This window comes from Veillonella parvula (assembly GCF_024461875.1).
GTDB classification, from domain to species: domain Bacteria; phylum Bacillota; class Negativicutes; order Veillonellales; family Veillonellaceae; genus Veillonella; species Veillonella parvula_I.
On record NZ_JANGAL010000052.1, the window covers coordinates 1 to 266 of the forward strand.

General features: G+C 38.3%; 1 protein-coding gene. It reads left to right on the plus strand.

From position 1 onward, the window contains the following. On the plus strand, positions 1-266 hold a 266-nt coding region (locus NE668_RS09825; RefSeq protein WP_256196792.1), incomplete at both ends, for a glycerol-3-phosphate acyltransferase.

The following is a 266-nucleotide window of genomic DNA, read 5'->3' on the forward strand; positions in this document are numbered from 1 at the left end:
TCTCGGACATAACTTTCCGTTTTATATGAACTTTAAAGGCGGAAAAGGAATTGCGGTTATGGCAGGACTTGTCTTTATTAACAGTGTGTGGCATATGCCGCAGAGTCTTTTTCTTATACTTGTTACGGCATTATTCTTTTTTATTCCTGTGATCGTGACAATGTACATATCTGTCGGTTCTCTTTGTGCATACACATCATTTTTAATTGAAATGATCCTATTTGGACAGTGGGGATGGTTCGATATGGAAGCAGGCTACTGTTATG